This window comes from Sutcliffiella rhizosphaerae (assembly GCF_917563925.1).
GTDB classification, from domain to species: Bacteria; Bacillota; Bacilli; order Bacillales; family Bacillaceae_I; genus Sutcliffiella_A; species Sutcliffiella_A rhizosphaerae.
Genome location: NZ_CAKJTJ010000043.1, coordinates 1 through 25,377, shown reverse-complemented (window position 1 = coordinate 25,377; position 25,377 = coordinate 1). Strand labels below are relative to the sequence as shown.

Here is a 25,377-nt window from a genome sequence, read left to right as displayed (position 1 = left end):
CGCTTTCTTGCCAGGAAAGCTTGAACTTGGCTTTCTCCTTTTGCGACATCCAGGCCAATCACTGGATCCATAGTCTATCACATCTCCAATTATTAGATTTGTCGGTAGCCCCTGTCTATCTTGTAGTATCATAGCTTCGCTTGTTATGCGGGGTCAAAGCCCCAACCAGCCTCAAACATGTTTCTACAAGTAGGGGGTGGACAGTATAACGGACGGGATCAATTAGTCCCAAGGGCGCGAACGTCCTACCCCGACTACCTAAAGAATAACCTATAAAAAATAGGCCAACCAGATAAATAAGCAATCTGGATGACCTTATAATACGAAGGGCGTTATTATTAAGGTGAGAGGCGGAGAGAGAGTGGATAGAAGAATACAAGAATTAGTTGATCTAACGAAAAATAAATTTGGATTAGAAGACTATTACTTACAGAGACATGGACTTTCGCAAAACGTTAATATTTACGGAGATACAGCTTATATGCTTTGGATGGAGTGGTTTCCGAGTCACGAAACAGAACTAGAAGATGAGGACACAAACCCTGATGGTACTGCAGTAATTGAAATAAATGTGCATACTAGAAGGTTTGAAAGTGCAATTTTTGTCATGGATAAGACGTATGCGGAAAATGGGATAACTTTTGCCAATCTTAAGACGAGAACGATCATTGAATGGATTGAAGAGGAGACGGGCCTCACATATAATAAGCATTTTCAATTACATAAAGAAAGTGAGGGAGACTACCAATTTTTAGGACGTGTGGATGGAATACCAGTATCTCCATCAGCATTTATTGATGTGACATGTAATGAGGCAGGAAAGCTCCTATCATTCTCTGTTCATGGTCCATTCCCAACTCATGAGTTAGTAAAAGATGAATCATATACACTTTCTCTGGAACAGATAAAGCAGATAGCTGTGGAGCAATTGAAATTGGTAGAACTTCCATCCTATGAACAAAATAAATTAATCCCTGTTTACGCGGTGGAAGAAATCTTTGTTGCGAATGATGGAGCGGCAACTATTCCTTTTGAAATCATTGCGGATGTAGGGGCATATACAAAGATAGACGAAATCATTTATTGGGACGAACCAAGCTATACATCGTTTGAAAGGCAAGAAATTAGTTGGAGTGCGGAAGTTTCCGCTGCACAAGCATTTTCCAATGAGCCATCTCCCGTTACTTATCCAATTAGTAAAGAAGAGGAAAAAGAATGTGTAACGGCAGTGAAGGATTTATTACGCCAGGAGTATCCAAATGACACGGGAAAATGGATAATCGCAACCCTTCAGCGTGAAAAGGGCTATATACATGCAACATTAAAGGCTAACAACCAGAGCAAAGGTGTCTTACAAAGAAAACTAATTGTCATGATTGATCCGAATAGCTTGCAAGCCATTAATTATGTAGATAACAAAATGATGCTGGAGATGTATGATTCCTTTCAAGCAGCGGAAAACGTAACCATCACAAAGGAAGAGGCATTCATGAAAATCAAGGAATGGTTTGAGCTAAAGCCTTACTATGTTTTTGACTTTGAACAAAAACAATATATTTTATGTGGAAAATTGGACTGCCAACATGGAGTGAACGCAGCAACTGGTGAAGTGATTTTGTTAGCGGATTTGGATAAGTGAGGTGCTTTTATGATAAAAAGCAACAAATAGTTAGCTGTCCCAGAAAATCACATTAGAAACGAAAATGCTTTTGGAATAAATATAAAATTAGATCAGGAGAGTAAATAGTAACATATGAAATATACATCGGAACTAAAAGAATTTATGAACACTACATTCCCTGGACTTGTTATAAAACCAAGTCTATTTAATCAATGGAACTCAGGTATTCATTTTGAATTTGGTAAAGGGTTGTATCAATTGAAAGAGGAGTCTGACGAACTTAATCCAGCTTATTTTCAGACAGTTTATTATCAAGCTGCGTCACTTTTTAATGAAATTTTCTCAGATATAGATGAAATTTTTGTAGTAACAAATGTGTATCACTACAAGGATGCTAAAAGAAGGAGTAGGAAGCTCAAAGTTTACAGTCATCATATAAAAAACAAAGATATCCGGTTTCATTTAAAGCAAGAAACCCTGCCCTATATGTTTGAGGATGAAGAAGAAGCAGAAGCAGAGGAAATGTGTACCACCCAATTCTCGTTAAAATGTCGCAAACAAGACATTCGTTATCATGCGCTCATAAAGGCTATTTGCAATCAGGACTTTCCTTCATTAAAGCCAAGGCTGCACCATCCTAATGGTGATTATCCCAATGTGTTTTTCATCAACGTCACGAAGAATGTGATTCTTTTTATTTATGATGACCGAGGCTGTGAAGTAATTGCGAGTGATGATGGACAAATACGTAAACTCTATGACAAATATGCGGAATGGGTGGAGGAGTGTTGTCGTGAGGAGAAGGAGTCGAGAATGGATTAACTAGAATAGAGGTTGGTAAGAATGGATGAATGTAATTTGGTTAGACTTACTAAAAACTTTTTACCTAATGTGGAGATCAGTAATATAGAGGTTAATGACGAGGGTTGGGACAATAATATTATTATCGTGAATAAAGAGATAGTGTTGAGGCTGCCAAAAACAGAGGAACTTTTAACTAAGATGTTAGATGAAGTAAAGGTTTTGAAATGTCTGAGGATAAGAAAACCTATATTAAAAATCCCAGAGTATGATTTAATCTATTATAAGAATAGAGTTAAGGGAGTTAAATATACTTTTTTGGAAGGTAAGTCGTTGACAGAATGCAGGATGGGCAATGTAAGTAATAATCCTGAAAATGCAAAATTATTAGGTGAGTTTCTCACTAAATTACATAGTATCAATCTATCAGAATTAAATGATACTAACTTACAACAAATACATAATCGGGATTATTGGAAGAGCCTCTTTCTATCAACTGAAAAGTATATATTTCCATTTATAAAAAATGAAGATAGAATTGACATTACTAATTTCTTTACAGAATTTATTGATAGCAATCAAACTCTTTCATTTAGAAAATGTATTATACATGGGGACTTAACGACATCAAATATTATTTATAACGAGAACAAAGGACGTTTGGAAGGAGTAATAGATTTTACTGATTGCCAAATAGGTGATCCAGCATTTGATTTTGCTGGTCTTTATTGGGCTTTGGGTCCAAAGTTCACCAAGGATGTTCTGGAATGGTATGAAACTTCTGAATGTAAGGATTCCATTTATAGTAGAGTCAGTAACTTTTACGGGCTGCAGCCGGTTTTTCATAACCTTCTGTATATGATTAAAAATAATAAAATCATAGATTGGGATTCTTCGCTAAGTAGATTTACTGAGCTTAGAAAAATAAGACAATAAAACGTAAATTCTTTGGAGGTTCTAAATGGAAGTAATTATAGGGAGAGCAGAAAAGAACGATGCAAAAGCTTTAAAAAAAATTTACCGTGATGCATATTCGGAAAATGAAAAATTAGGTCTACCAGCAAGTGCTTCCAATGTAGCAGAAAACGAAATTCAAGAATGGATTAACCAGACAATACTAATAACAGCTAAAGACATGGAGAATAACAACATTGTTGCAACTGTAAGGTTTAAATACAATGAAGAATGGCAGTGTTATGTACTTAGTAGATTAGCTGTAAAGTCTTCTCTTAAAGGAAAGGGCATTGCTACTAAACTAATCAAATATGGAGAATCACTGCTTTTTAGTATGGAGGAAAAAGTAATTAGATTAACAGTAGCCCAACCCCATCCATATTTACCTAAAATGTATCAAAAATACGGATACGCAATTGTAGGAAAACGACCACTTGAAAGCTTACCGTACGATGAATATATTATGGAAAAAGAACTAATCTAAAGAGCAAAGATAATTACCTGATTCTATATTTATGTTCCTATCCTATCCACTTATCATGCGAATGCAGACGTTGAAACTATCATCAATTTCCTAGGCTTTATTAACATAAAAAACCTCACTCTATGTCATTATTCTACATGAAGTGAAGTTCTTTTAATGGATGATGGATCATTGAATCATTCACTATTCCTAAACAATTTACTAATAAACTCATTTAAATTATGCAATGCTCGTTGCCCACGATTACTTTCTATTAAATACATGTCCCATAGGATAACATCAGTCAATGTCTCTTCTTCCTCATCTATTGAATAGCTTATGTAAAGATCATTAACGCCTTCTAAAGGAATATGAAAAGTCATCCATTCATTGTCAAGCTTGCTTGCCATAAAGCCTATCTCATAAATTACTATTCCTTCTGATATAAAAGAGATGGTGATACTGCCTTCAAAATCCCCGTCAGCTATTGCCACATAGCCGGTCATTGCTTTGTAATCCTCATCTAAGCTTGTAATAGTAAACGCATCTGTGTAGCTCAAAACATACTTGTTTATCTCAGGACTAATTTCCTCTTGATTTACAACGAAAGGTGATAAATCCTCCTCTGCTTTATTTGAAAAATCATGTAAAGCAATCTTCGGACCTGGTGTATCCAAATATTTATTTACACTCCCCACTACCATAATCGTAATAACGGAAAACACAACAGATGTAATTAGTATCCTTACCATGCCTTCTAATTTATCGTTATTAGAAACCACTACTTTTTGCGAAACATACCCGACCATAGCGCCTAATGTATTGATCGTAATGTCATTTACATCAAAAGCACCCAAGCCAGTAATCATCTGCAAAGTTTCAATAACCGTAATGCTAAGAATAAAGAGCAATGTAAACCTCACAAACGTACAACGATATAAAAGAGGAATGATCACACCAAAAGGAATAAAGGCAAAAAAATTCCCCATATCAAAAAACCAGATGGTGAACTCTCTTCCAAAAGGAAAATTCAAAGGAATTTTATCAAATTCTAAGTTATAACTCATACCCTCTAACTGAAAGCCTCTACCAAATCCAACAAACAAAAAGAACAGAGTTAACAGAGTGTATAACCCTAAGACTACTAATGTATTTTTTCTTAATTTTCCTTTGTACACGTTAATCACCTTTCTAGAAAGCTTTCTAACTAATAATTTTTTTACTCATTCGATAGAATTCATATTCAGCACCATTTGTTGCAATTATTTCAGTTCCGGTAATTATAAAACCTACTCGTTCATACAGTTGTATAGCTCTTTTATTAAATGTAGCCACCGCTAAGATTATTTCTTCCGGCGAATCGAAATGGCTAATGGCAAAACGTAAACCAGCATTCAAAAATTCTAAGCCTAATCCCATGCCTGTATAATTTGGCCTTAAACCTAATCCAATCTCAATCGCATTTTCTTTTTGATAAAAACAAAAAAATCCAATTAATTCTTCTGTTTGGTCATATACAGAAAAATAGCTGTTACCTCTTAAGGAGGAATCTAGCAATTCATTTAAATCCTCAACATCATTCTTAAAATTATAAAAAGAATATGGGGCCTCATATTGCCAATTTGCAATCTGTTTCGCTTCTCTGTCGTCCATCATTCTGAAGATATAATTTTTCATATGGATAGGGCTCCTACTATTTTTTTAAAAATTTATACCACACCTTATAATAGAAAAATATGGTATTATTTATATTAATTGTAATAAAAGTGTGGTGTTTATGAGACTACTATTCTGCTTTGTCATAATTTCTTTTTTACTTATTGGGTGCACAAGCACTCAAGTTAACGAACTAAATTTGACTAACAGTACAAGTGAAAGCTTCACAATAAATGAGTAACAATTTAATATTATTCCTTATTATGATAGATACATAGACTATTTAGATAATATAGAGAAGGCTTCTAGTAGGTCTGAGCTTTTTAAAGAGAAAGTGATAGTGCCAAAAAGCAAAGAGCTAAACCAATGGAATTTAGAACATGATCCACATTTTTCTGTACCTAATGATATTCAAGGATTACAAAATTCAATTTTGGAATTAGACTCGCAGCATGAAAAAATAACCAAAGCCATTCAGGAAGGGCTGGAGGATGCAACTAACCTATTAAATAGGGGAGACTATAACATTTATATTCTACCATTTTATTCAGGGTATTCATCTGAGGACTTACAAGGGGTAGCGGGGTTTGCTGTAAGTTCAGGATCCATAGTGTTGCAGATTGACCCACAAATTTACACGGAAAAAGAAATAAAATATACGATCATTCATGAATATCATCATGCCGTATACATGGAGGATCCTGAATATAAACTTAGAAGTCAGCATCTATTAGACAGAATAGTAATGGAAGGAAAGGCTGATATCCTTACTAAGATAGCATATCCAGAATATGAAGTTCCTTGGATAGAACCATTATCTGAAACAGAAAACGATGTGGTTTGGAATTTTATTTATGAGCATAAATACTCTTATAAAGAAGAACACTTACAAAAAATGCATCTGGGAAACTCCTATGAAGGAATACCAAGTTGGTCCAATTACAGGGGTGGATTTAAAATCATGCAGAATTTCATAGAAAAAAATCCTGAGATTACTATAGAAGAGTGGACCTATTATAGTGCAAAGGACATCGTGGAGAGAACTGATTTTGCTAGCATTCTAAATTAATATGGCGGTGACATTTTTGAAAAAATTTATGTATATGGGAGTTTTACTTGGAACCATATTATTAGCTGGTTGTGTAGCTGATAAGACGTTAAATGAACAAGTGGTGGAAGATAAGAATTTACCTTACTCGGATAAGGAAGAAACGGTGTCACAACTATTTTTAACTCAAAAACAAAAAGCTGAATTGTATACGCAATATCAGGAAATTGTAGAGATGGTAAATGCAGAATACGAAGCTACATTGGAATTGGAGCCTTTTCAAGAATTCCTTAGTAATAATGAAAACTGGGTAAAACCGGAACACTTTAAACAAATAGCAATCGATATGGCAGTTTGGAAGGATACCACTACCGTCTTTGGTGGGGAATCTGTGGACTAAACGTATAACCTTTTACGATTTCAAGCTGGGTAAAACCTGTTATCGATACGACTGTGAACTTCAACAAAAAGGAGCGAAATTCGCTCCTTTTTTCACCACTTTCTCCATTCTTCCGTAATATCCTCGTCAGATTCTAAACCAGCTATTTGAGCGGCTGCATCAATATAATCATATAAATCTTCTCTCTCCATTGTTTCAATAAAATAATCACATTTCTCGTTTATTTCATTTAAACCAATGACTACTTCTTTAACTATTTGCATAATTTCAGCTTCAGGTGGATTACTTCCAAGCTTTTCTAAGTTACTAATGTAAGTTTCAAGAACTTTATTTGTTGCATGTATATTTTCTTCAGTAAAAATTTCCTCGTCATCATCTTCAAGCCATTGTGTCGTAGGTTTATTGTTTCTTAACTCTTCAAAGGTCATAATTTCCTCCTGAAAAATAAAAAGTAAAATTTTTCTCTATCTTAATTTTAATCAATTAGTTTGTGAAAGCATACAGAAATTCCTGACTTAATGCAAATCCTCAGTCTCCCTTATTTAATGACAAATGTAACTATTTATAGAGCATAGATATTGTGACAATGGAGGTAATAAGAAAGAAAGGGTGAACAATATGACTATTGCTTCTATGCAAGGAGTTGTAAAAAGGTATGGTTCCCATGTTGCGTTAGATTATATTGATTTAGATATTCAAGAAGGCGAAATTATTGGTTTGCTTGGTCCAAATGGGGCAGGTAAAACAACGTTGATTCAAACGTTAACAGGTATGACGCCTTTTGAACGGGGAAAGGTAGAGCTTTTCGGGCAGTCAAAGCATCCTTTTTCGAATCAAAATAAGGAAAAGATGGGCCTTGTTACACAGGAGATTACGGTTTTTGAAGAATTAACAGCTAAGGAGAACTTGCAATTTTTCGCAGGAGTTTATGGGCTAAAAGGGGAAGAAAAGAAAAAGAGAGTAGAAGAAGTGTTGGAATTTGTTGGCTTGGGAGATAAGGGGAATCAGGTGCCAACCAAATTTTCAGGCGGCATGAAGCGGAGGTTAAACATCGCTTGTGCCCTGACACATCGACCGAAGTTTTTGATTATGGATGAACCAACGGTCGGTATTGATCCACAGTCAAGAAATTATATTTTAGAAGCGGTGAAAAAATTACGCGAGAATGGTACAACGATTTTATACACCACCCACTATATGGAGGAGGTCCAAGCGATTGCTACTAGAGTGGTCATTATGGATCAAGGTCAAATTATTAAAGAGGGTTCAGTGGAGGAATTAATTAAAGCGGTACAGCACGAAGAAAAAGTGAAGATCGATGTAACCGATCCGGATAAAATTCCAGTGAACAGCCTTGAGAAGGTTGCCGGAGTGAAAAAGGTTGTTGTTACCGGAAGCCAAATAACGATTATTTCGGAAGTGGCCTCTGGAAATCTAGATCGCATCATCTCCATTGTGAAGGAACATGCAGGTGTGCTTGGAATGCAGGCGGATAAACCCAATTTAGAAGATGTCTTTTTAACTTTAACGGGGAAGCAGTTAAGGGATAAGGGGGAAGAATCATGAGGGTTCTTTCAACCGTAAAGTTTACAGTACTCAGAATGGTTAGAAACTATATTGTTTTGTTGCTGCTACTTGTCGTTCCCATCATTCTCATCAGTATCTTTTCGTTTATTCTTTCAGGGTCTGTGACAGAATCGGGAGTCCCATATGTGAATGAAAATGCTCTGACGCTAGTACTTGTTTTTCAGCTTTTTGGTGGTTCGATTGTCATGTACCTTATTTACAATGATTTGATTACGGAAAATAAAATGAGAATGTATACATTGCCTTTTAATCAAACGATGTATGCTTTTTCCATCATGATATGTGGGGCAATTTATTCCATCATAATAGGTGTCATATTGCTGATGTATACGCACTTTGTTCTAGGTGTTGAGTGGATGAATTGGGTGTGGATGATTTATAACATTTCTTTAATCGCGATTTTATCCATTATTGTTAGCTTAATTTGCACGTTTGCTGTGAAAAATTATAAACTAGCGGAACGATTGAGTGAAATATACGGAATAGGCTTTGTCGTATTAGCGGGATTATTTTTCCCCATGCCTAAGAATGCATTTTTTGACTTTATGGGATCCTATGGTAATCCACTGACTTTATCCATGATGTCGATTCAGGATATGAATGAATCAAATGCTGGAGGGGCATGGTTTCACGCAAATATTCTCTTAGTGGCGATTGGCATTTTGTTTATAGTGATGCTAGCTCTAGGGAGGAGGAGAATAGCGTGACCATTTTTTACTTTGCCTTAAAAAGAAGCTTCAGTAATACAACGAACTTAATTTTTCTCACTCTTTTCCCGATTGCTTGTATTTTTTTGCCTGAAGGAGATGTTTGGCCGTTTCTTCCATATGGTTATCAGTATTTTGGGATTTTAACTTTGTTTATTGGGATACGTTTAGCCTCCATTATTCTGGAGGATCGCGAAAAAGGAGTGGTAAAACGATTAGCGGTTGCGCCAATCAGCCATTTCCAATATTTAAGTCAAAATTTACTAGCCTTTTCGGTCATTCTGATTCTCCAATGTGCCATTGTCGTTTTTGGTGGTGTCCTTTTTGGGCAAAACCTTTATCAGCCAGGCTGGCTATTGTTGATATATGTGTCGTTTAGCTTTACTTCCCTGGCTATTGCTTTAGCTTGGATTTCCATTTATCGTAAGAAAGAGGTTGCCTTTCTTGTATATATGTCCCTGATATTTATTGTCGTTGTCTTAGGTGGATTAATGATACCATTAGAGATTTTCCCGGATATATTAAAACGACTGGCTGTTATATTTCCAACCTATTGGTTAACAGAAGGACTTAATTGGATTGTTTTTGAAGAAAATATCCTTGATTTTTTACTAATTAATGGTGTGTTATGGTTATATACAATCGTATTTATCATTATCGGAAGTGTAAAGAGAATCTATTAGTAAGGTGGGAAACGGATGAAGAAGCTAAAAGAATCCATGTTGCTGATAAATGGTTGGCGCTTTTTATATTTTGGCTTCCTGATTCATTTATGGATCATGGAAGATTCGACGAATAGCTCTTTTATCCTGATCCTTCTTTTACTGGTCATGACAAGTTTACGGTGGAGATTTGCATTACCAGTTTGGCTTGTTTTAATAGATGTTTTGCTATGTTTTTTGTATTTCCCATATACAACGATCAGTTATTACGGATTAGCTCTACCAATTTTTGAGCTATCTCTTAAAGGGAAATGGTTATTTTCTCTTTTGATTTTTGTTAGTTTGTTCTTTTCGAGTGCAAATTCCAACCTATTATTTTGGTACTTTTTGCAGGCATTCTTTTTTGGTTTCTTTTCATTTTTTACGTTAAAAAGTCAACTAATGTTTAAGCGAGAGGCAGATGAACAACGAAAGGCTAGGTACGAGCTAGAACAGATAAAGATAGAACTGCTAGAAGCGAACCAATCAGTTTCTCGCCAGGCAGAATTAATGGAAAGATATCGGATATCTAGAGAACTTCATGACCATTTAGGGCATGATTTAACTGGTGCATCACTAGCACTCCAAGCCTATGAATATGTTCAAGATCAAGATCCTGAAGAAGCCAAGAAACTTATCGAAGAAGTGAAAAATAGATTAGAGCGAAGTACAAAAAAATTAAGAAATACGGTTCATAATATCACTCCAACAACATTGATAGGCTTTGAAAGCTTAGAAAATATTGTGCAATATTTTCCACAGCTAGCTATCAAATTTCAAAAGTCTGGCGATATGCTACTCGTTCCAGCTCATCAATGGGCGCTGTTAGAAGCCTGTTTAAAGGAGGCATTAACGAATGTTGCTAGACATAGTAATGCCACCATAGTCGAGGTGGATTTACAAGTAACTAACTCGATCGTACGCCTATTGGTACAGGACAATGGGACAGTGGAAAAAATTAGTTATCCTGGAAGTGGCTTAAGGAATTTGCAAATACGATCCCGTTCCATGGGAGGAAGCCTATCCATTAGTCGGGAAAATGGCTTTTTGCTTGTTTGTGTAATTCCTTTAGAAAAAGGGGAGGAAAATAGATGAAGCTTTTAATCGTTGATGATGATGAACTTGTTTGTCGAAGCTTACAACTATTACTTGGGAAGGAAAAAGATTTAGAAGTCGTTAATATAGCCGCAAATGGCCAAGAAGCGCTTGAATTGTGTCAAAATGAACAACCAGATCTCATATTAATGGATATACAAATGCCCATCATGAATGGAATTCAAAGTACAAAGAGAATAAAGCAATTATATCCCTCCGTCCAAATTATGATGTTAACCACCTTTCAGGATGAGAAAAATATTAGGCTGGCATTAAATGCAGGAGCTGAAGGGTACTTATTAAAGTCGGCATCAATTGAAAATATGGCCCAGCAAATTAGGGCGCTACAAGCAGGATCAACCGTCTTACATGCAGATGTTTTAAAAACAATCATCGAACCAGATAAAGAAGTGTTAGAAGGTTTAACGGATAGAGAGACTGATATTGTAGATTTAGTTGCTCAAGGACTCTCAAATAAGGAAATTGCTGAACAGCTGTACTTAAGTGTAGGAACCGTCCGAAATATGCTATCCGTCATCCTAGATAAATTAGAAATCCGTGATAGGACACAATTAGCAATCTATTATTGGCAAAGAACACATAAATGAAAAAGCTGAACATTATTCACTAAACTGTGATAAATGAAGCAGCTTTTTTACGATGCCGTGATGAGCTCATTTATATTTTTCTATCTTGATTAGTTTGATTTGCGCTGGGTAAGATTCTAAAACTTCTTCATACCAAATAGCCACTCGATCTCCACTTTTAATTCTTTTCCCTATTGTTTTTACTCCACCATCCATTAATATCGATACCTCATCAAATTTTCCCGAGAACATCACATCTTCATCTGAAAAGCTTTCTAAATCAGAAACGGTAATATCGTCTCCTTTTACAAAATAAAGGGTTCCATAATGAAAGACAGCATAACCTACATCAGTTGGGGCTTTCTCTTTTGTTGAATAATAAATACTAAGTTCACTTATGACCCAGATTCCACTAAGAATTATGAACACTACCCCTAACTTAACCAAAGACCGTCGGATATTTGATTTATTCATTAACCGCATCACCTTCTGTGCTTCCAAAAAAGTAGTCTCTTTCAACCTTACAGATTCGAACGGAATAATTTTCATACCATTCTTCTTTCCCTTTTTGCTGAGCTATTTTATGTGCCGAATTCTCTTTCCACAGCTTAATGTCCTCCAATGAACGCCAATAGGAAACCGTTATTCCTAAATGGTTATCCCTAGCACTTTCTATACCTAAAAAACCTGGTTGTTTTTCGGCAAGCTCCACCATTAATTGAGCCATTTTTTCATACCCATTATCTCCATCAGTCCTTTGTGATGTAAATATAACCGAAAAATATGGAGCATGGGGCTTCCTTGAAGAATGTTCCGCGTTCATGTAATTCCTCCTATTTAGAATCTATTTAGAAATAATAAATTTAAGTAATCATCAAAGGTTTGCGAAAATGCATCATTGGTTTTCAAAATACTACGAAAGGTTTCACGAATAGTACTAAAGGTTTTGTAAATACCATCAAAGGTTCGGCAAACACCACGAAAGGTGCAAGGTTCTGTGTGATCCAAAGAAGATTAGCTGCAACTCCGGCAAAAATGAACACTGACAAGAGGTATCATCAAAGGTTTGCAAAAGTGCATCAAAGGTTCTCGAAAGACCACCCAAGTTTTTACGAATAGCACCAAAGGTTTTGCAAATACCACGAAAGGTTCGCCAAACACCACGAAAGGGTTTCACGAATAGCACTAAAGGTTCCCGAAATACCACAAAAAGTTCGCCAAACCCTACGAAAGGGTTTCATGAACCCCAATTGGCGATCTTTAAAAAACCTCCAACAAAATGCAGTATCAAAGTGAACATGTGATATGTTAAATTATATCTAATTTAGTTAGAAAATTTAAAAATTTCATGAAATGAGTGATTCCGTGATTGCGATATATAAATTAGAAAAATCCTTAGTCGACAAGATCTCTATTCTTTTGCTGGAATATCATATAAGTCCAACTTATTTTAGTTCCATAAGTGCTCTTTCAAAGCAGTCGGAGAAGCCGTTAATTATCATCGCACCTTTAGCTTATAAAAAGGAACTTGAGTGTCTTTCTATACCAATCCTCCCATTAACCATTCATCTAGAAGATGTGGAAAAAAGGATAGAGCGGAATGAGGAGAAATTGTACTTTATGGGTTCAGATGAGGAAATACGCTCACTGAGTGGTGAACTAAAGCTAAAAAATATCCATTGTAACATGATGTTAATAAATATAAATGAGATGCAAAATAACAGTGGTGTTTCGTATTTACTCCCTATTTGGTACAAAGAAGATCATCTTCACACCCAAAGCGTCTATTATGTGGAGCCTTCGCTTTCTACTTTATCGTCAATTGTGAATCAAGCGGTAACATTATTAGACAGCATCGAGAAGTTACTTCATAAGAAATTTGAGGTGGAAGCTATTGTGACTTCCTCGCATGATGGGATTGTGGCAGTGGACAAGCAAGGCACCATTACTCTGGTTAATGATATTGCAAAGACGATGCTAGGGTTTGAAGGTCAGAAAATGGTCGGCAGAAAGATTAATGATTATATTCCTCATTCTGATATGCTTCGAATTTTAGAAACAGGTAAATCTGAGCAAGGTGATTTTACGATTCTGCAGGATAAGCAAGTAGTCGTAAATAGAAGGCCAGTATTGCTTAATGATAAAACGGTTGGTGCGGTTTCGACGATTAAGTACTTCTCCAACATTAAAAGTGTGGAGCTAAAGCTAAGAAAAATGCTGCACCAAAGTGGGCTTGAGGCGAAATATAGTTTAGGAAGTATTATTGGAAAATCAAGAAGTATTACTAGGGTAAAAGAACAGGCGAAAGTGTTTGCCTTAACGGATGCAACGGTTTTAATCACTGGTAAATCTGGGACAGGAAAAGAGTTATTTGCCCAAGGTATTCACTTAGAGAGTAATCGTAAGCATGGACCTTTTGTGGCAGTGAATTGTGCGGCATTACCGGAAAGCTTGCTGGAGAGTGAACTATTTGGCTATGAGGAAGGCTCTTTTACAGGAGCTAAAAAAGGAGGAAAGGCTGGTCTTTTTGAACAAGCACATGGTGGGACCCTTTTCTTGGATGAAATCGGTGAAATGCCACCACGGATTCAAGCCTTATTACTGAGAATACTTCAAGAGAAAACAGTAAGGAGAATAGGTGGGGAGCGGGTTACACCAATTGATGTGCGGATATTAACAGCTACAAATCGAGATTTAGAGGAAGAAATGGATAGCGGGAACTTTCGAGAGGATTTATATTACCGAATAAATGTCCTTTTGTTAGAGATTCCTCCCTTGCAGGACCGTAAAGAGGATATCCCACCTCTGGTGCAGCATATGGTGCATCAATTAAACGAGAAGAAGGAGAAAAAGATTGAAGAGGTTGGTGAAGAGGTATACTCCGCTCTTATGGAACACCATTGGCCAGGTAATATCCGTGAATTACGAAACGTAGTGGAACGGATGGTATTACTAGAGAATGGAAGTAGATTAAGTAGAAGTAATCTCCTTTTGCCAAAAAAGCGGATGGTAGTAGGAAGTCAAGACGTAACGATTAAAGAATCCGAAAAAGATACCATTCGTTTTACTTTAGAAAAATACCAATTTAATAAAACAAAAACAGCAAAATATTTAGGAATAGATCGGTCGACTTTATGGAGGAAAATCCGGGAGTATAATTTGTAGTGATTCAAAATGAAACGTTTTGTTGAAAAATACAACAAAAATAAAAAGAGATTGCTATTTATCTTTTTTAATAGCAATCTTTTCATTTAAATAAAAACTTTTTTCCACACCTTTAGTACTTGCAGGAACAAAAGAAGGAGAGACAGTTGTGCAAAAGAATCTTTAGTTGGCACAAAACTTGCATGGTATAAAATTGAATATTCAAAAAACGAAAGGTGACTCAACAAATGAGACATTACTCTATAGCGGTTATCCCTGGGGACGGTATTGGCCCAGAGGTAATCAACGAATCATTAAAAGTATTAAAAACACTAGAAGAGCTCCATGGTGGTATTCGATTTTCGTATGAGTACTTTGATTGGAACTGTCAGTATTATTTACAGAACGGAAGAATGATGCCCAAGGATGGCTTGGAACAATTAAAAAATCATGATGTCATCTTGTTTGGAGCGGTAGGCGATCCTTCTGTGCCAGATCATATTTCCGTATGGGAGCTGATTCTGCCAATACGGAAAGGCTTTCAACAATACGTTAATCTTCGTCCAATAAGATTACTACGTGGCATTGATAGTCCTCTCAGATATAAAGACCATGATGATTTGGATTTCATTGTCGTTCGTGAAAATACAGAAGGTGAATACTCTGACATGGGTGGAAGGCTGCATGCGGGGACTCCTTTTGAAATGGCGATTCAGAACAATGTTATTACACGTCAGGGAAGTGAAAGAATCCTTCAATATGCGTATTCTTTGGCAGAAAGAAGGAAGAAGAAGCACTTGACGGTTGCGACAAAATCAAACGCTATTAACCATACGATGACGTTTTGGGATGAGGTTGTGAATGAAGTTAGGAAGGATTATCCCCATATCCAAACGCAACTCTATCATATTGATGCCTTGGCAGCCTATTTCGTTATGAAGCCAGAATCATTAGATGTCGTTTTAGGGAGCAATCTTTTCGGAGATATTTTAACAGATTTAGGTGCAGCGATCGTAGGTGGACTTGGATTAGCTCCATCAGGAAATATCAATCCCGAAAAACAGTTTCCATCGATGTTTGAAGCCATCCATGGTTCGGCACCAGATATTGCCGGGAAGGGAATTGCCAATCCAATTGCGCAAATTTGGAGTGTTAGTTTAATGATGGATCATTTGGATTTACCGGAGTTAGGTAAGCTGGTGCTAGATTCCATTGAAGATGTATTAGTAGAAGGAATTGTCCGAACTCCTGATTTAGGTGGCTCTTGTACGACAAAGGAAATGGGCGATGCGATTGTAGCGCAAATGAAAAAATCAGCTTTAACAAAAAATATATAAAATTATGAAAGCGTTTTAACCAAATGTTGTAGAAAGCGAGTGGATAGAATGAGATTAAAAGATGAAGTGTTTGTTCTAACAGGTGCTCAAGGTGGCATGGGCAAAGCAACCGTAAACAGATTTTTAGAAGAGGGTGCATATGTCGCAGCATTAGATTTAAATGTGGATAGCTTAGAAAAAACAGACAGGCTCCTTCCCATTGCGGTAAATCTAACAGATGAGAACCTTGTAGCAAAAGCATTCTCGCAAATCAATTCGGAGTTTGGGAAGATTAGTGGTCTAGTTAATATTGCTGGAATTGCACAACCTGCTACCTCCATTGAGCAGGTAACGTTAGCGGATTGGGATAAAATTATGGCAGTAAACGCTACTGCACCATTCCTAACCTGCCGTGAAGTTACCCCTTATTTAAAGGAGCAGGGGAGAGGGGTTATTGTGAATATTTCGTCTATCTCCATGATCAGACCAAGGCCGGGGTTGAATGCTTATGTTGCTTCAAAGGGTGCTGTTGTTTCCCTGTCACAAGCATTGGCAATTGAGTTAGCCGAGTATGGAATCAGAGTGAATGTGGTAAATCCAGGCCCATCTGATACAAACATGTTGGGGCAATTCACTGCAAAAGGTGCAAGCACCGAAGATACAAAAGAAACCATATTTAAGAAAAGTGTTCCATTAGGGAGATTAATCCAGCCGATTGATATTGCAAATTCCTTAGTTTATCTATGTTCAGATGAAGCGGCAATTGTAACGGGGGCTGTCATGAATGTAGATGGTGGAAGGGGGATTTAAAATGGAGGCGATAGATATTGAACGGAAGGGCTGTTATATAGATGGGATATGGATGGTCACAAATAATGACCATCCTATTGAAATAAAAAATCCAGCAGATGGCTCCATTCTTGCTTATGCAGTTAGAGGAGGAAAAGCGGAAGTGGATTTGGCTGTAAGTGCAGCTAAAAGAGCATTTCATTCCGAAGCTTGGCAATCGGTTTTACCATATGATCGAGGAAAGCTTTTGAATACAGCTGCTGCTATTATTCGGAACAATAAAGATGAGCTTGCGAAGCTGGAGACATTAGATGTAGGGAAGCCATTAACACAAGCAGAAACGGATGTAGAAATAGCAGCAAAATATTTTGAGTATTATGCAGGTATCACCGATAAAATTTATGGGGAAACCATTCCAATCGAACCTGGAATTTTGGATTATACGATACGTGAGCCATTGGGGGTAGTCAGTCATATTATTCCTTGGAATTATCCCATTCAAATAGCCGCAAGGAGCATTGCAGTTTCCCTTGCGACGGGCAATGCGATGGTATTAAAGCCTGCGGAAGATACACCTCTAACAACTTTAAGATTAGTAGAATTGTTAGAGCCGCTATCGCTGCCAAAAGGTATAATAAATGTTGTTACTGGATACGGTCATGAAGCTGGTGCAGCACTATCAGCCCATCCGGAAATTAATCATATTACCTTCACAGGCTCTCTTGAAACAGGGAAAAAGGTGATGGCAGCAGCAGCTCAAAATATTGTACCTGTTACCCTTGAGCTCGGTGGTAAGTCTCCTAATATTGTTTTTGCAGACTGTAATGAAGAACTGACTCTTAAATGGGTGCTTCAATCCATCGTGCAAAATGCCGGGCAGACTTGTTCAGCTGGGTCACGGTTAGTTATTGAGAAATCTATTAAAGAATCTTTTGTAAAAAAACTAGCTAACATGATGGAGAATTTATCAGTTGGACCGGGGATGGAAAATAATGATATCGGACCAATCATTTCTGAGAAGCAATACGAGGGTATTCAAAGCTTTTTTCAACTTGCAAAAAAAGATGGAATCCAATTTGCAACTGGTGGGGAACGAAAACAAGGAGAAGGGTTAAATGATGGCTATTATCTAGAGCCGACTATTTTAGATGATGTACCTGCTGATCACTATCTTGCACAAGAAGAAATCTTCGGACCTGTTCTAACGGTAACCACCTTTGAAAATGAAAAAGAAGCCTTGGACATTGCAAATGGCACACCATATGGACTGGTAGCTGGCGTGTGGACTGAAAATGTGGGCAGAGCTCACAGAGTTGCTAGCAAGCTGCAATGTGGCCAAGTATTTATAAACCATTATGGTGCTGGTGGCGGAATTGCCATGCCTTTTGGTGGCTACAAGAAAAGCGGCTTTGGACGAGAAAAAGGGTTAGAAACCATTCGTAATTATACGCAAGTAAAGAATATCGCGTTAAAATACTAATCAACTTTAAAATTTTTTAATTTTTTTTATAAAAGAAGGGGGTAAGTAAAAATGAAAGCGCTTCATCAAATTAGTCGGTTTTTTAGTAAGTACTTTTCACTATTAATTGTTTTGTTTTCCATTGTGGCATTTTATCAGCCTAGTTGGTTTACTCCATTTGCTCCACATATTGCTCTTTTATTAGGATTAGTTATGTTCTGTATGGGCTTAACATTGAAAGCGTCTGATTTTAAGCTCGTATTTACGAAACCGATTCCTGTCATTATAGGTGTTATCGCACAATTTTCCATCATGCCATCTATTGCCTTTATAATATCCATTTTACTTCAATTACCAGCTGAAATTGCTGCAGGTCTCATTCTTCTCGGAAGTGTTCCAGGGGGGACATCGTCTAATGTAATGGTGTACTTAGCAAAGGGGAATTTACCTTTATCTATTACGATGACAAGTGTTTCTACATTACTTGCTCCCGTTATGACACCACTGTTGCTATTGCTGCTTGCTGGACAATGGATGCCAGTTGACCCAACATCTATGTTTATGTCCATCATCAAAGTAATAATTATTCCAATAATTTTAGGGATTATCGTCAATAAATTTATCCCTTCCGTGTCAACGAAGGGTAGCTCTTTCTTGCCTTTACTCTCCATCATCGCCATTTTAATTATTGTGTCCGCGGTGGTAGGAGGAAATAAAGAAAACATTGCTACAGCTGGCCTCACCGTCTTTTTAGCAGTATTTCTACACAACGGTTTTGGATACTTATTAGGGTACTATGCTGGAAAGTTAACAAAATTACCAGTACAGGATCGCAGAGCAATCTCTATAGAAGTAGGTATTCAAAATGCTGGCCTTGGTGTCGCACTAGCAGCAGCACATTTAACCCCACTCGCTGCACTTCCTAGTGCCTTTGCCTCGGCATGGCAAGTAGTAACTGGAACGCTATTAGCCCAAGTTTGGGGTAGAAAGCCACCAGTTGATAAGGATGAAAAGGAAGATGGGGAAGAGATAAAAAAGATTGTATAAAGAAAAAATAATGGATGCGCATAAAATCAGATGTTGATTTTATGCGTTTTTTTATATAAAAACCACTTGCAATTTTACTATTTAACATACATACTGTATGTATGTTAAATGAAAAGGAGCGTCCAAATCATGAAAGTATCTAGCTTTTATCCAGTTGTTTTAACAAATGAAGTGCAGCAAACGGCAGATTTCTATGTGCGTTATTTTCATTTTGAAGTTGTATTTGAAATAGATTGGTATGTGAGTCTCAAATTAGGTGAATTTGAGCTTGCTATTCTTCATAGTAGCCACGAAACGATTCCAGCGGGGTTTAGGAATGTTCAAACGAAAGGGTTAATCTTAAATATAGAAGTAGATGATGTGGATGAACTTTATGAGCGTGTCATACAGAAGGCTAAACTACCGTTACAATTACCCTTACGTAATGAAGATTTCGGTCAACGTCACTTTATAACCTCTGATCCAAATGGCGTATTAATTGATGCCATTCAAGAAATCCCGCCGACTCCAGAGTTTCAACAGCATTTCAAGGAAGAACAATCATGAGCTACACGCCTTTGAAAACATATTTTGACAAAAGATTAGCCCAAAAGTTATCTCAACAAATAACCGAGATATCCCCAGGTTTTTCATCTTCCTCCTTCATTAAAAACGTAGAAGAACGGGTTTCAGGGCTAGAGTTAAAAGGACGAGTAGCGGTCATATCACAAGAGTTGCATCATGCTCTTAACTTGCCATATGAAGAAGCAATCCAGATATTTAAACAAATTTTAGGACCAGAAAATGAAACAGAGCAAGGGATGTTTACAAATGGCTATTTTTTGATGCCTATAGCTCATTATGTGGAACAGTACGGCCTAGATGATTATGATGTATCGATAGACGCTTTATGTGAAATACGAAACGTCATACATCGGAGTATGCTATTCGGCCATTTTTACTGAAGTACGAACGTGATATGATAGAGAAACTACATAAATGGACGACTAACGGTAACTCGCACATAAGAAGACTGGCTAGTGAAGGAACACGGCCCCGACTACCATGGGCAAAACATATGAATGTCCTTTGTGGTGATGTAACAATCAACTTAAGCTTATTGGAAAAACTAATTACCGATGAATCTCCCTATGTCAGAAAGTCCGTTGGAAATCACCTTAATGATTTGTCCAAGATGTACGAACAAGAGGTATTGAGATGGATGGAAAACATGTATACTATTCATGGTAGAAAAGTAAAGTGGGTAATCAAGCACGGCTTACGCTCCTTGCTTAAAGATAGAAACGAAAGATCGATGGAAATAGTGCGAATGATAGGTGATAAGTAAATGAGGAAGACAAAAGCAGAAACAGAAGAAACGATCCAGTTACTTCTCGAAACAGCAATAAAGCATTTTTCGAAACATGGCTATGCGAATGCTTCACTTGAGGGGATAGTTGCGGAATCAGGTCTAACCCGTGGGGCAGTGTATCACCATTTTAAAAACAAGAAGGGGTTATTCCTTGCTTGTGTTGAATCTATCCAAAAAAGAATTGCAGACAAAATAGAGCAAGAAGCAAGTACAAGCCCGGACCAATGGGAGCAGCTTTTATTAGGCTGTAGAGCATTTATCGCCACATCCATTGAACAAGATCATAAGCAAATTATTCTCATGGATGGTCCTGCAGTAATTGGTTGGAATGACTGGCGTCAGTTAGATGCCAATTATTCCATGAAACTTTTATATAGCCAATTGGACCAAATGCAACAAAATGGCTATTTTCCTACTCTCTCGGTCGAATCACTGACCCATTCACTATCTGGAGCAATGAACGAAAGTGCCTTATGGATAGCAGAACAAGGAAATCGAGATTTAATAGAAGAGTCCATGGATGTGTTAAGAGTATATTTTGAGGGCCTAAAAAAATTATCTTAAATGCGACAAGATAAGGCGTATTGATTACGGAAGAATCTGTGGTTATAATATCCATATGAGGATTTTTTTACTATATAAAAAGACTCCCTTTTCCAAGTGGAGTCTTTTTATATTTGATTTTTGAAGAGCTGGTAGCTGAGGGGAATATGCGTAAGAAAAAATAATGCATGGGCATTATGAAAGAATCTAATAAAATATGGAGGGTTCAAATGGAGAGATTAATAGAGAAGGCAAAGTTGGTAGCCTCAGAAGTCATAGTGCTTGCAGGGCTAGCTACAAAAGAAAAATTTGATCAGATTGCCATGGTGGAAGAAAAGGATGAGTTTGGAGATGTTGTAACGGAAGCGGACCATTTAGCAGAAAAGATTATTTTGGACACGCTCATAAAACAATTTCCGGACCATTCCATCACAAGTGAAGAATCTGGTTCAAACAAAGTGAATAGCGACTGGTTATGGCAGGTAGATCCGTTAGATGGAACCAATAACTTTGCTATCGGTCTCCCGGTTTATGCCTCATCTATAACTCTATTATATAAAAACCAGCCCGTACTTGGAGTAGTCTACGAACCAATGGTGGATCGCCTTTTCGTTGCTGCCCATCAAAAAGGGGCGACCTACAACGACCAAGAAATGACCGTAAAAAAGCGTGACAATCCAAATCGATTTACCATTGGTTGGATTCAGGGCCATGCGGTACGAAATGAAGAAAAGGCTGTTAAACTCAGACAGCATATCGACTTAAATTGTAAACGCATGCTGCGTACGTGGGCACCAACCCTCACATGGGCCATGCTTGCTAAAGGAGACATTGATGCAGTCATTATTTATAATTCCGAGGGAGAAGATCTGTACTCAGGCTTGCTCATGGTAAAAGAAGCAGGCGGCTGTGTCATTGATTTTGAAGGAAACGACTTTTCTGGCGTCACGACAACACCTTACTTTATCGCATGCCACCCTGACCATAAAGAATACTTTATGAAGCTTGTGCAGGATGGGCTTGGGGAGTAGATTGAGTATATAAACAAAAAGCCCGTTTACCTCTATTGGCAAAACGAGCTTTTTTTAATATTTTCCTTATGTATTTTTCCTATCAAAATACTTCCACCCATAATAGACCACCTAAAAAACTAAAATAACAAAAAGAGAATACAATTTTTTATCTTGAGGAAGGTAGATCATCAACAATATAGCCATAACCAAAAATGGCGGCATAAGAATCCAATATTTTTTATCAAATTTCATGATAGAATCACCTTTATCTTGTTATTGTTATTACTTTTATACGTAATAGAAGAAGATTAGTTTCAACCTATAAAAATTGAAAGACCACCATTAATGATTCAGTGGTGGTCTTCGAAATTATATCTTTTCTATCGTACCTTTTACTAGGTTAATGAATTTCTCTCTTACTAAAGCAGCAACCTCGATAACTTCATCATGACTTAACGGTTGGTCAAGAATTCCGCATGCCATATTCGTTAAGCAGGAAATACCTAGAACATTCATGCTCCCGTGAACGGCAACTAATGCTTCGGGTACGGTTGACATACCTACTGCGTCTGCACCTAATGTCCGAATCATTCGGATTTCCGCTGGTGTTTCATATGCTGGACCACTCCACCAAGCATAGACACCTTGCTGTAAAGTGGTATTTTGCTCTTCTGCCACCTCTAAAGCTATTGCACGAAGGTTTTTGTTATATACCTGTGATACATCAGGGAAACGAGTTCCTAATTCATTATTATTTGGCCCGATTAATGGATTTGTTCCAACTAAGTTAAGGTGATCCGTAATCAACATTAAATCCCCAGGGTTAAAGCTTGTATTCACTGCACCACAAGCATTTGTAATAATTAAATTTTCCACTCCTAGCGCCTTCATCACGCGAACTGGAAAAGTCACCTCATCCAAAGTGAAGCCTTCATAGTAATGGAAGCGGCCTTTCATCGCCACTACTGTTTTCCCCATTAATTCACCAATCACTAATTCATTTGCATGCCCTACAGCTTCCGATTTTGCGAAGTGAGGAATTTCACTATAAGGGATGGTAAGTGGATTTGCTATTTCGTCCGCAAGTGTCCCTAAACCAGAACCTAAAATCATTCCAATCGTCGGACGATAAGCTGTTTTATTCCAAATAAAATCTCTAGCTTCTAAAATATCTTGAACCTTATGCATGAACTATTCCTCCTATTAAGAACGCCTTTTGTTAAGACCAGTTTAATAGGTTGGAATTGTTTTGTAAACAACTAAAAATATATTTTATAAAAAGAGATTGGATAATATAGAATGAAATAGGAGTATTGATGTATCTTTTAGTAAAAATGAATAAAAGTGGTGTGCTCTCCATCGTCTTTTTAGTTATAATGGATGAAAATATGTTCGAATAGAGGAAGCGTATGTTAAAAAAATTTGAAGAACTAACGTCACCGAAAGCTAAGAATCTAAAGCTTTTATACAGCTTAGTTCGAAAGCACGGTCCAATAAAAATTAACACACTGACAGAGCTGACAGGATTCAAACATGTAACATGTGCCCGTTTATTGGATGAACTTGTGGAGGAAGGACTCATTCATGATAGTGGAATTGGGAAATCTAGTGGTGGAAGAAAACCTTTAATGTATGTAGTCAAGCCTGATGCTTACTATCTAGTTGGAGTGGAAATCACAAGCTTATTTACTACAGTGCTACTTCTGGATTTAACGTTACATATTGTTGGTATGGAGAAGTTAAAGATGGATACGGCTTGTACGGGAGAACACACATTAAACTTTATCACGCGTTGCGTAGATGAACTTTTAGTCAAAAATAATATTCAAAAGGAGAAACTACTTGGAATTGGCATCGGGATGCTAGATACATTTGACCCGGAAAAGGGGACTATCCAAGACCCTCAATCTTTCCCTGCATTGGGTTGGAATATAAATATTGTCGAAGAATTAGAGCGCAAAAATAACACCAAAGTGTTTCTTGGAAATGGGACGGATTTAGCTGCTTTAGCTGAATACCGATTGAATTATTGGAAAGAAACCGACAATTTAATTTTTGTATCCAGTGATATCGAAATCCGCTGTAGCGCTATTTTTCAAGGTCGTTTAGTACGAAATAATGCTGCCTTTGGACATACCATTATTGATATCCATGGACGTCGTTGTACATGCGGATCCTATGGTTGTTTACAAGGATATAGTAGCTTAACTGCTATTCGTAACGAAGTAATTCGACTACTAAAACGTGGAAAATCATCTATTCTTCAAAAAGAAGAGATAGAGGAGATAGACTTTCACCATATTTTACATGCAATTGAGCATAAAGATCCCCTTTGTCTGGAAGTAGTGAAAGATGCAGCCTATTATTTCGGCATTGCCCTTAGTAACTTGATTTTCATGATGAGACCAGAAATCGTAGTATTTGGCGGGACTTTAGTGCCTAAGCCTCTATTCTTTGAGGAAGCTGCAAAAACAGCGCTGATGCGGGATACTAGTAGAACTGTGCAAATAAATAAATCCACTTCAGCTTACAATATTGTTGCCCAAGGAGCTGGATGTATGGTCTTGGATTATTTTACAGAAGAGCCTTTGGTTTAACCGATCAAGCAGTTCTTTTTGTAAAATGATACCAGTTCCCACCATATTCATAAGGAAGCTTGTTCCAAGGGAAACTGCCATTAATGCAGTGGGCATTGTTACCGTTAGTGATAACATCAGAAGAGTAATACCCGTAGAGATGAAAATTAGACCTATAGCCATTATGTTCATATCAATCACCTCATTTAGTAGTGAAGTTTGCTTAATATATTTACGTTCTTTATTTGGAGAATAGGGAACATAAGTGCCCGAAAAATAGCAAAATGGAAAATAGAGGCGCACAAAAGGCGAATAAGTGCCCGAAAAATAGCAAAATGGAAAATAGAGGCACACAAAAGGCGAATGAGTGCCCGAAAAATAGCAAAATGGAAAATTGGGGCACACAAAAGGCGAATAAGTGCCCGTAAAATAGCAAAATGGAAAATTGGGGCACACAAAAGCCGAATGAGTGCCCGAAAAATAGCAAAATGGAAAAATCGGGCACTCATTCGTCTTTTG

General features: G+C 37.2%; 26 protein-coding genes and 1 pseudogene. 21 read left to right on the top strand and 6 right to left on the bottom strand.

Translation table 11 applies throughout. The features are described from left to right. Window positions 1-361 precede the first annotated feature (361 nt). The 4 genes from LRP81_RS20655 (at window position 362) to LRP81_RS20640 (ending at window position 3,860) form a co-directional block, all read left to right on the top strand. Window positions 362-1,639, top strand: coding sequence for a hypothetical protein (locus LRP81_RS20655; protein WP_230504687.1), 1,278 nt, complete (start codon window positions 362-364; stop codon window positions 1,637-1,639). 114 nt (window positions 1,640-1,753) lie between these two features. Next, window positions 1,754-2,443 carry a DUF3885 domain-containing protein gene (locus LRP81_RS20650; RefSeq protein WP_230504684.1) on the top strand — a complete coding sequence of 230 codons (690 nt, stop codon included), beginning with the start codon at window positions 1,754-1,756 and terminating at the stop codon, window positions 2,441-2,443. A gap of 21 nt (window positions 2,444-2,464) precedes the next feature. Then, window positions 2,465-3,358, top strand: a complete 894-nt coding sequence (locus LRP81_RS20645; RefSeq protein WP_230504682.1) for an aminoglycoside phosphotransferase family protein — start codon at window positions 2,465-2,467, stop codon at window positions 3,356-3,358. Between the two features lie 25 nt (window positions 3,359-3,383). After that, complete coding sequence (locus tag LRP81_RS20640; RefSeq protein WP_230504680.1) at window positions 3,384-3,860, top strand: GNAT family N-acetyltransferase; 477 nt, start codon at window positions 3,384-3,386, stop codon at window positions 3,858-3,860. Window positions 3,861-4,036: 176 nt separating this feature from the next. On the opposite strand, the gene LRP81_RS20635 is transcribed toward LRP81_RS20640, so the two are convergent. Together LRP81_RS20635 and LRP81_RS20630 are read right to left on the bottom strand one after the other, a co-directional pair. Beyond that, on the bottom strand, window positions 4,037-5,017 hold the full coding sequence (locus LRP81_RS20635; protein ID WP_230504678.1) for a VanZ family protein: 981 nt from the start codon (window positions 5,015-5,017) through the stop codon (window positions 4,037-4,039). A 25-nt stretch (window positions 5,018-5,042) separates the two neighbouring features. Continuing rightward, window positions 5,043-5,516 carry a GNAT family N-acetyltransferase gene (locus LRP81_RS20630; RefSeq protein WP_230504676.1) on the bottom strand — a complete coding sequence of 158 codons (474 nt, stop codon included), beginning with the start codon at window positions 5,514-5,516 and terminating at the stop codon, window positions 5,043-5,045. A gap of 313 nt (window positions 5,517-5,829) precedes the next feature. On the opposite strand from LRP81_RS20630, the gene LRP81_RS20625 reads away from it, so the two are divergent. Together LRP81_RS20625 and LRP81_RS20620 are read left to right on the top strand one after the other, a co-directional pair. Continuing rightward, window positions 5,830-6,564, top strand: a complete 735-nt coding sequence (locus LRP81_RS20625) for a DUF2268 domain-containing putative Zn-dependent protease (RefSeq protein ID WP_230504674.1) — start codon at window positions 5,830-5,832, stop codon at window positions 6,562-6,564. Window positions 6,565-6,580: 16 nt separating this feature from the next. Further along, window positions 6,581-6,943, top strand: a complete 363-nt coding sequence (locus LRP81_RS20620; RefSeq protein ID WP_230504672.1) for a hypothetical protein — start codon at window positions 6,581-6,583, stop codon at window positions 6,941-6,943. Window positions 6,944-7,035: 92 nt separating this feature from the next. On the opposite strand, the gene LRP81_RS20615 is transcribed toward LRP81_RS20620, so the two are convergent. Further along, complete coding sequence (locus LRP81_RS20615; RefSeq protein WP_230504670.1) at window positions 7,036-7,371, bottom strand: hypothetical protein; 336 nt, start codon at window positions 7,369-7,371, stop codon at window positions 7,036-7,038. Window positions 7,372-7,561: 190 nt separating this feature from the next. On the opposite strand from LRP81_RS20615, the gene LRP81_RS20610 reads away from it, so the two are divergent. The 5 genes from LRP81_RS20610 to LRP81_RS20590 are packed head-to-tail and all read left to right on the top strand — an operon-like array spanning window position 7,562 to window position 11,641. Further along, the gene (locus tag LRP81_RS20610) at window positions 7,562-8,509 is read left to right on the top strand and encodes an ABC transporter ATP-binding protein (protein WP_230504692.1); all 948 of its coding nucleotides are present in this window, start codon (window positions 7,562-7,564) and stop codon (window positions 8,507-8,509) included. Beyond that, window positions 8,506-9,237 (top strand): ABC transporter permease, encoded by a 732-nt coding sequence (locus LRP81_RS20605; protein WP_230504668.1) that lies wholly within the window; start codon window positions 8,506-8,508, stop codon window positions 9,235-9,237. Before LRP81_RS20610 ends, LRP81_RS20605 begins: the two co-directional genes overlap by 4 nt. After that, a complete protein-coding gene (locus LRP81_RS20600; RefSeq protein WP_230504666.1) occupies window positions 9,234-9,920 on the top strand; it encodes an ABC transporter permease in 687 nt (228 codons plus the stop codon). The genes LRP81_RS20605 and LRP81_RS20600 overlap by 4 nt, the downstream gene beginning before the upstream one ends. Window positions 9,921-9,935: 15 nt before the next feature. Next, entirely contained in the window at window positions 9,936-11,033 is a 1,098-nt protein-coding gene (locus LRP81_RS20595) for a sensor histidine kinase (RefSeq protein WP_230504664.1), read from the top strand. After that, window positions 11,030-11,641, top strand: coding sequence for a response regulator transcription factor (locus LRP81_RS20590; protein ID WP_230504662.1), 612 nt, complete (start codon window positions 11,030-11,032; stop codon window positions 11,639-11,641). The genes LRP81_RS20595 and LRP81_RS20590 overlap by 4 nt, the downstream gene beginning before the upstream one ends. A gap of 66 nt (window positions 11,642-11,707) precedes the next feature. On the opposite strand, the gene LRP81_RS20585 is transcribed toward LRP81_RS20590, so the two are convergent. Together LRP81_RS20585 and LRP81_RS20580 are read right to left on the bottom strand one after the other, a co-directional pair. Then, window positions 11,708-12,094: a DUF3221 domain-containing protein gene (locus LRP81_RS20585; RefSeq protein WP_230504661.1), complete on the bottom strand. Its 387-nt coding sequence runs from the start codon at window positions 12,092-12,094 to the stop codon at window positions 11,708-11,710. Then, window positions 12,087-12,443: an antibiotic biosynthesis monooxygenase family protein gene (locus LRP81_RS20580; protein WP_230504659.1), complete on the bottom strand. Its 357-nt coding sequence runs from the start codon at window positions 12,441-12,443 to the stop codon at window positions 12,087-12,089. Before LRP81_RS20580 ends, LRP81_RS20585 begins: the two co-directional genes overlap by 8 nt. 530 nt (window positions 12,444-12,973) lie before the next feature. Here LRP81_RS20580 and LRP81_RS20575 point away from each other — a divergent pair. The 9 genes and pseudogenes from LRP81_RS20575 (at window position 12,974) to LRP81_RS20535 (ending at window position 22,300) form a co-directional block, all read left to right on the top strand. Beyond that, window positions 12,974-14,785 (top strand): sigma-54 interaction domain-containing protein, encoded by a 1,812-nt coding sequence (locus tag LRP81_RS20575; RefSeq protein ID WP_230504657.1) that lies wholly within the window; start codon window positions 12,974-12,976, stop codon window positions 14,783-14,785. Window positions 14,786-15,012: 227 nt separating this feature from the next. Then, window positions 15,013-16,101 (top strand): tartrate dehydrogenase, encoded by a 1,089-nt coding sequence (locus tag LRP81_RS20570; RefSeq protein WP_230504655.1) that lies wholly within the window; start codon window positions 15,013-15,015, stop codon window positions 16,099-16,101. A gap of 48 nt (window positions 16,102-16,149) precedes the next feature. Further along, window positions 16,150-16,890, top strand: coding sequence for an SDR family NAD(P)-dependent oxidoreductase (locus LRP81_RS20565; RefSeq protein ID WP_230504690.1), 741 nt, complete (start codon window positions 16,150-16,152; stop codon window positions 16,888-16,890). A 1-nt stretch (window position 16,891) separates the two neighbouring features. Continuing rightward, the gene (locus LRP81_RS20560) at window positions 16,892-18,349 is read left to right on the top strand and encodes an aldehyde dehydrogenase family protein (RefSeq protein WP_230504653.1); all 1,458 of its coding nucleotides are present in this window, start codon (window positions 16,892-16,894) and stop codon (window positions 18,347-18,349) included. A gap of 51 nt (window positions 18,350-18,400) precedes the next feature. After that, window positions 18,401-19,375: a bile acid:sodium symporter family protein gene (locus LRP81_RS20555; RefSeq protein ID WP_230504651.1), complete on the top strand. Its 975-nt coding sequence runs from the start codon at window positions 18,401-18,403 to the stop codon at window positions 19,373-19,375. A gap of 129 nt (window positions 19,376-19,504) precedes the next feature. Continuing rightward, window positions 19,505-19,921: a VOC family protein gene (locus LRP81_RS20550; RefSeq protein WP_230504649.1), complete on the top strand. Its 417-nt coding sequence runs from the start codon at window positions 19,505-19,507 to the stop codon at window positions 19,919-19,921. Next, window positions 19,915-20,702 (top strand): annotated as a pseudogene (locus tag LRP81_RS20545) (DNA alkylation repair protein). The gene LRP81_RS20550 and the pseudogene LRP81_RS20545 overlap by 7 nt, the downstream one beginning before the upstream one ends. Further along, entirely contained in the window at window positions 20,703-21,290 is a 588-nt protein-coding gene (locus LRP81_RS20540) for a TetR/AcrR family transcriptional regulator (protein WP_230504647.1), read from the top strand. A gap of 209 nt (window positions 21,291-21,499) precedes the next feature. Then, the gene (locus LRP81_RS20535; RefSeq protein ID WP_230504645.1) at window positions 21,500-22,300 is read left to right on the top strand and encodes an inositol monophosphatase family protein; all 801 of its coding nucleotides are present in this window, start codon (window positions 21,500-21,502) and stop codon (window positions 22,298-22,300) included. A gap of 351 nt (window positions 22,301-22,651) precedes the next feature. Here LRP81_RS20535 and LRP81_RS20530 read toward each other — a convergent pair whose 3' ends face one another. Continuing rightward, window positions 22,652-23,470, bottom strand: coding sequence for a purine-nucleoside phosphorylase (locus LRP81_RS20530; RefSeq protein ID WP_230504643.1), 819 nt, complete (start codon window positions 23,468-23,470; stop codon window positions 22,652-22,654). Between the two features lie 221 nt (window positions 23,471-23,691). On the opposite strand from LRP81_RS20530, the gene LRP81_RS20525 reads away from it, so the two are divergent. Further along, window positions 23,692-24,879, top strand: a complete 1,188-nt coding sequence (locus LRP81_RS20525; RefSeq protein ID WP_230504641.1) for an ROK family transcriptional regulator — start codon at window positions 23,692-23,694, stop codon at window positions 24,877-24,879. Window positions 24,880-25,377 lie beyond the last annotated feature (498 nt).